Below are 6,008 nucleotides of genomic sequence, written 5' to 3'. Positions count from 1 at the left end.
AGAGCTCGAAGGCTCTCGAAAAGATTTGGGGCGTTCGGTCGTGCGAGCGGGCTCGAACCACGAGCAATCCCACCTGCCCCGAACTGGCTCAAGCGAACGACACGCCGACCGACCCCACACCAAGCCGCTGGATAGACCTACCCGCGGTCCTGTTTTGAGCAGGCGTCCGTGCCACTCGGCGCATCGTTCGCAGATAAGTAGGTTTCGATCATTGCTCGTCGACGGCCAAGGGATCGTCATCTTGGGGGTCGCTCACTCAGCGGGTAAGGGACTCCCAGACGAAACCGTTGGAGACCCAGCGCGCCCGTTGTGACCCGTCCGGTCCGGGCCAGACGCAGGGCGGGAGGGATGTTGGCTCGAACGTCGTCCCTTTCCACCGGGCGATCTTTGACCGTGGGAGACTCAGCGTGACCGGTCCCGGTAGCCGGGGTGCACACCCTGGGTCAGGCCCTGTTGATCGGCGATAGCGCGGAGCAGGCGGTTCAGTTGTGCCCGCTGCGTGGTGTCCAGCGCGGCGCAGATGTCGTCTTCGTGTGCTGCGCGCAGCGAGCGCACGTTGGCGAGCACGTGCTGGCCTTGGTCGGTCAGGTGCAGGGCGTGCAGTCGCCGGTCACGGGGGTTGTTCCGGCGTTCGACTAGTCCCTTGTCCTCGAGCAGATCGATGAGCACGACCACCCGGCTGCCGACGACACCGAGTTCACTGGCGAGTGACCGCTGACTGCGGCCGGGATCGGCCGCGATCATCCTGAGGATCCCGACATCCGCTGGATCGACGCCCAAGGGGGCGATACGCCCGGCGAAACGCGTCGCAGCCTGGGCGCCCACCTGGGCAAGGAGGAAGGACGTCGCTCCCTGGCGCGACCGGTCCCCGCCCGTGGTGGTGGGCTCGGTTGAGCGAGCATGATCCGGGGACATCCCCAGATCGTAGACTTTCAGAATCGTTCTGTGCTATGAATGATTCATGACGGTAAGCGAAATCGCCGACCGTGGCGTGCTGTACTACCCCGATCTGGCGGGCAAGGTCGCCGTGGTGACCGGCGGCTCCCGAGGCATCGGCGCCGCGACCTGCCGGGCCCTGGCGTCCAACCGCGTGCGGGTTGCGGTGAACGGCAGAGACCGGGACGCCATCAGCGCGGTCGTCGCGCAAATCACCGATGCCGGCGGTGTCGCGATCGCGGTGCCCGGTGACGTCACCGACGTGGCCGTCGTGGCTGGCATGAGGGACACGATCACCGATGAGTACGGTCCTGTCGACATCCTGGCCGCGTTCGCCGGCGGGCAGGGCGCACCAATGGTGACCGCCCAGCTCGGCGCGGACCGGTGGCGTACCGTCATCGACTCGGAACTGACGTCGATGTACCTGACGGTCACCGCGTTCTTGCCGGCGATGATGGCACGGGGTCGGGGCGTCATCATCACGATGTCGTCCATGGCGGGTCGCCAACCCACGCAAGCAAATGCCGCCTACGCCGCCGCGAAGGCCGGGGTGGCCATGTTCAGTCGGCACCTGGCCAACGAGGTAGGCGGCGCCGGCGTGCGCGTCAACTGTCTGTCTCCGGCCGCGGTGCTCAATGACCAGATGCGCCAGCACATGTCCACCGAGGAGCTCGACGGGCTGGCGCGGTCCTTCCCGCTCGGCCGCATCGGTCGGCCAGAGGATATCGCGGCAGCGGCGCTCTACCTCGCCTCGAGCGCGTCTTCGTGGATTACCGGCGTCACGCTCGACATCACCGGCGGGCGGGCGATCGCATGACGCTCCATGACCGAGGGCGTGGTCCCGACCCGGGTCCGCCCCTGGGCCCCCTCGCCGTCGTGTTCACCTTGCTTTTCGTGGGCGGGGTAGCCGTCGCCACCGCGCTGGCCGGCGGTGACACGTTTCCCTCGCCGTTCGGCTCGGCCGCCACCGCCGCGTCCTACTTCCGTGACCACCGGGACGCTGTGCGGGTCAGCGCGTTCACGCAGTTCGCAGCCGCGGTGCCGCTGGCCATCTATGCTGCCACCGTTTCAACACGTTTGCGCAACTATGGGATCCGCGTACCCGGTACCACCATCGCGTTGGTGGGTGGGGTGCTGGCCGCGACGATGCTCGCGCTGTCGGGCCTACTGTGCTGGGTGCTGTCACGCGTTGAAGTGACGGACTCGAACGGCGCGTTTCGGGTGTTTCACGATCTCAGCTTTGCTACCGGCGGTGTCGCGCACGTCGTGTTCCTGGGCCTGCTGGTGGCCGGCATCGCCGTCCCCGGTCTGCTGGCGAATCTGTTGCCGCGTCCGCTCGCATTGACCGGTCTGGTGATCGCGGTGATGGCCGAGTTGGCCTCTCTCGCATTGCTTATCGACGGCCTGGCGATCCTGGTGCCCATCGGCCGGTTCACCGCGCTGGGATGGCTCATCGCAGTGGGTTTCATGGTGCGCCGTAACCGCGTCATCCGAATCACGGATCAAAACTGATGGCGCACAACTCAACACCGTGTCACGGGGACTGTGCGATGCCGCAAACAGCGAACACGGCAAGCACGATGCAGGGGCGAACGAAAGCAAAATACTCGACAAGTGGGAGCGGGTCATGGATACAGCAACCGATCGACGACGGTTCTTCAGAATCGCGACGTGTGTCGCGCTGATTCTCGCGGCGATCGGTGATGCCGGCCCGGAGATCGTCGAATCCCGCAGTCTGGTGGCCGGATACGACGGGCCCGGGCCGTTGATCTACCTCGGGTTCGCCTTGCTGGTGGCCATCGTTCGGTGGCGATACGTCCCGCTGCTGGCGGTGGCGCTGTCGGTGTTCTTCCTTGTTGGAGGGTTCTCCGACCCCGACTTCGCGAGCAGGCTCGTCACACCCACCCAGACAGTCCAGTTTCTCGCAGCCTGGATTCAGACGATCAGCTTCGCCGCCACGATTGCCTTCGGGATCGCCACCGTCTATCGGCGGGCCCCAGCCGACTCCTCTTCTGGCCTACCACAATGACGCCGAGCAGTGCGCCGACGATCACGTACCGACACGAAAGGCATTGACCATGAGCACAATCGCCAGCCACCTGGCCGCGGCACCGAGGAACACGAAGCTATCCCTGTACGGATTGGCGGTCGCAATTGTGGGCCTGGTCGTTCAATGGATCGCCGATCCGTCGAAATTCCCTGGATTTCCTCCCGGCATCATCGTCATCGCGGTGTTCGGTGCCCTGGTCGCATTCGGGATTCGTTGGTGGTGGTCGCCGATCTTCGCGACCCTGATTTCGGTGTGGATCGTGATCGGCGGCTTCCTCGGCGGAGAGCTCATCGACAACCTGGCCTCCGGAGACTGGGCAACCATCACCGGCAACGTCGTCATGTGCATCGGACTTGTCATCGCCGCAATCACCGGTGTCCTCGCCATGATCGACGGGCGCCGTCGGCGAACGGGCGAGCAGCGGAGGCGGCCGTGATTGCAGTCGAGGGCTTCGGCGGTGGTGACGCGATCGGCGGAGGAGATTTTGGAATTCGTGATGGGCGTCGATTCCTATCGTCGTGCCGACCACAAGATCGGCCGTGTCCGATCGTTGCGACGTGACGGCGAGGGTGTGATCGCTTCGTTCTGGGGGCGAGCGACCCGGGTTCCCAGCGCGGCAGCAACTGCGCTGCTGTCGGTGATCGGCGACGTCAGAGTCTCCTGAGCGCTCATCTTTTCGGTATTCCGCTGTAGTGCGGCATGTTTGAAAGTGTTCACAGGTTGGATCCACTTCAGTGACTGACGGGCCGAAGCCGCCGCGTGCAGGCCGGCTAACCGTATGCATCCAAAACGCTTCCGTCCCGTTTGATGATCCGGTGGCCCGGGGCGCTACCATCGTTCCGGACGTCGAAAACACGGCCCGGTCGGTAGTCCGGGCGGCGCAATGCGCTCGCCACACCCCTGTCGGTGTGTCCAGATCGTCTCTTTCTTAAAGCCCGGAAAGGGAGTGCCGTGGAGAAGGCACGTCGGGTGTCTACCGTCGCCCCACGAGAATTCGGCCGAACGTGGCTGCGGAGGTCGCCCGACAAATCGTCGTCGGCGTGACGACGGACAGACGCGCCTTCATCGTCGCGGCCGGGGCAATCGTCGCGGGCGCGATCGGTGCAGCGGGCGCGGTCACCGCGTCGCACCCGCGGTCGGCAGACACCGCCACGCTCGACGGTGTCGACGAACCACGATTCGCTGAGTTGACCCCGTTCTCAGATGCGCTGCGCATCCCGGTGACGTTGCGTCCGAGCCCTCGCGGCATCACTGACGTGGATATGGTCGAGGCGCACCTGAGGTTGCACTCGCAGTTGCCGCTCTCCCGGATGTGGACCTACGCCGGCACTTTCCGGGCCCCACCATCGAGACCCGCAAAGGTCAGCCTGTCCGCATCGCCTGGACGAACAAGCTGGCAGGAACGTGCCCGGTCAAGGGCGCCTGGATCCGGCCCGACGGACCTGGCGCCGGCCGGCTGCCGTACAACACGGCGGGGTCACTGGGCGCCTACCCACGCTCCGAGCTGACGTCCCTCACCGCATGGACGACCGTGCACCTACACGGCGGACACCAGAACGCCGTCAGCGACGGGGCGGCGGAATATGGTGTCGCCCGGGGCAATTCGCAGCTTTGTGAGTATCCCAACGATCTGGCGGCACACCTGTTCTATCACGATCATGCGATGTCGGTGACGGCGCTGAACGTCATCTCCGGACTGGTCGGCAACTACATCGTCCGAGACGAGGACGAACAGCACCTCAACTTGCCCACCGGACGCTACGAGGTCCCCTTGACCATTACCGACGACAACTTCGAGACCGACTCCCACGGCAACCTCACCGGCGAACTACTGGCCAAGCGGGTTCTCGCACCCAGCAACCCGTCGCCCGCGCCAGGCACCATTCCGCGCTCGTTGCCGTTCTACGGTCCGTTCACGATAGTCAACGGCGTCGTGTGGCCCTACCTTGATTTGGAGGCCCACCGGTACCGATTCCGAATAGTCAACGCGTCCGCAAACCGGTCCTACCGATTGGTGGTCATCGACGAGCAGACCCGGGAACCGATGCGCGGGGTGATGACGCTGATCGGCACCGACATGGGCTTGATCGGGCAACCTCAGGTCATCGACGAGGCGCTGTCGCTGGCACCGGCCGAGCGTGCCGACATCGTCATCGATTTCGCGGCCCACCCCGGCCGGCGGCTCACGCTGGTCAACACGGACGCGGGGTCAGCGCCCGGCACCCCGGTTCCCGTCGCGAACATACCGCACCCCGAGGTGATGCAGTTTCGGGTAGCTCAGCAACCGCATACCAGCAAGCCGCTGCCGCCGGTGCTATCCCCCACTTTCCGGCGGCTGTCCTCCTCCGACGTTCCACCCGACGCCGTTGAGCGGTTCGTCATGACGGCCTACGACCCGGCCGGATCCATGCCTCAACTGTGGGAGATGCAGGAGCTCGGCTCGGCGGATCCGGGCGACGGTCCGTTTGTTCAGATCGCCCTGCCCGGCGGGATCCGGAGTCTGCGTTGTGTCGCCACGAATTTCGACGACACCACTACCTACTTCGCCGAGCCTGGGTCCTGGGAGAAGTGGACGTTCATCAACGTGGTAGGCGCTCACACGTCGATCAGCCACCTGATGCACATCCACCTGATGAACTTTCAGATCATCGACCGCCGCTCGATCGATTCCAGCGGACTCGACTTCGCCAGTGGCGCAACCACGAAACCCATCACCATGGGCGCAGCCTTACCGATCCTGCCTGAGGAATCAGGCTGGAAGGACACGGTGAACGTCCAGGCCCATACCGCCGTCACCATCGCGGGCCAATTCGGCTCGCGGACCGGCAAAGTGATGTACCACTGCCACTACCTGGATCACGAGGACGAAGGCATGATGCGTCCGATCGTCGTCATGCCTTCACCCGTCAACGACCTACGCGCGATGCTGATGACCATGATGAACCGGAATACGCACATGGTGATGTAGCAGGACTCAACAACGGCGGACCGCAGCGGTGGGCTCCTCCCATCAACGTCGACA

6 protein-coding genes are annotated in these 6,008 nt (G+C 64.9%); 5 read left to right on the top strand and 1 reads right to left on the bottom strand.

The annotated features are described in order from the left end of the window. Nucleotides 1-402: 402 nt before the first annotated feature. The gene (locus tag QOI01_RS29020) at nucleotides 403-915 is read right to left on the bottom strand and encodes a MarR family winged helix-turn-helix transcriptional regulator (RefSeq protein ID WP_526386597.1); all 513 of its coding nucleotides are present in this window, start codon (nucleotides 913-915) and stop codon (nucleotides 403-405) included. Nucleotides 916-961: 46 nt separating this feature from the next. Here QOI01_RS29020 and QOI01_RS29015 point away from each other — a divergent pair, with 46 nt between their 5' ends. The 5 genes from QOI01_RS29015 to QOI01_RS28995 all read left to right on the top strand — a co-directional run bounded on the left by QOI01_RS29015 (nucleotide 962) and on the right by QOI01_RS28995 (nucleotide 5,954). Beyond that, nucleotides 962-1,753, top strand: coding sequence for an SDR family NAD(P)-dependent oxidoreductase (locus QOI01_RS29015; RefSeq protein ID WP_526386596.1), 792 nt, complete (start codon nucleotides 962-964; stop codon nucleotides 1,751-1,753). Between the two features lie 59 nt (nucleotides 1,754-1,812). Next, the gene (locus QOI01_RS29010; protein WP_526386595.1) at nucleotides 1,813-2,448 is read left to right on the top strand and encodes a hypothetical protein; all 636 of its coding nucleotides are present in this window, start codon (nucleotides 1,813-1,815) and stop codon (nucleotides 2,446-2,448) included. Between the two features lie 115 nt (nucleotides 2,449-2,563). Continuing rightward, nucleotides 2,564-2,965 carry a hypothetical protein gene (locus tag QOI01_RS29005; RefSeq protein ID WP_526386594.1) on the top strand — a complete coding sequence of 134 codons (402 nt, stop codon included), beginning with the start codon at nucleotides 2,564-2,566 and terminating at the stop codon, nucleotides 2,963-2,965. Nucleotides 2,966-3,014: 49 nt separating this feature from the next. Further along, complete coding sequence (locus QOI01_RS29000; protein ID WP_526386593.1) at nucleotides 3,015-3,422, top strand: hypothetical protein; 408 nt, start codon at nucleotides 3,015-3,017, stop codon at nucleotides 3,420-3,422. A gap of 876 nt (nucleotides 3,423-4,298) precedes the next feature. Further along, nucleotides 4,299-5,954: a multicopper oxidase family protein gene (locus QOI01_RS28995; RefSeq protein ID WP_526386592.1), complete on the top strand. Its 1,656-nt coding sequence runs from the start codon at nucleotides 4,299-4,301 to the stop codon at nucleotides 5,952-5,954. Nucleotides 5,955-6,008 lie beyond the last annotated feature (54 nt).

Source organism: Mycobacterium sp., from assembly GCF_032162605.1.
In the GTDB taxonomy this organism is placed as follows: Bacteria; Actinomycetota; Actinomycetes; order Mycobacteriales; family Mycobacteriaceae; genus Mycobacterium.
The sequence above is the reverse complement of the archived record's forward strand: the minus strand, read 5'-3'. Positions and strand labels throughout refer to the sequence as shown.

Excerpts from the sequence above, each read along its gene's own strand:
- QOI01_RS29015 (WP_526386596.1), top strand. The coding sequence starts at position 962 with ATGACGGTAAGCGAAATCGCCGACCGTGGCGTGCTGTACTACCCCGAT.
- QOI01_RS29000 (WP_526386593.1), top strand. The coding sequence starts at position 3,015 with ATGAGCACAATCGCCAGCCACCTGGCCGCGGCACCGAGGAACACGAAG.
- QOI01_RS29020 (WP_526386597.1), bottom strand. The coding sequence starts at position 915 with ATGTCCCCGGATCATGCTCGCTCAACCGAGCCCACCACCACGGGCGGG.
- QOI01_RS29005 (WP_526386594.1), top strand. The coding sequence starts at position 2,564 with ATGGATACAGCAACCGATCGACGACGGTTCTTCAGAATCGCGACGTGT.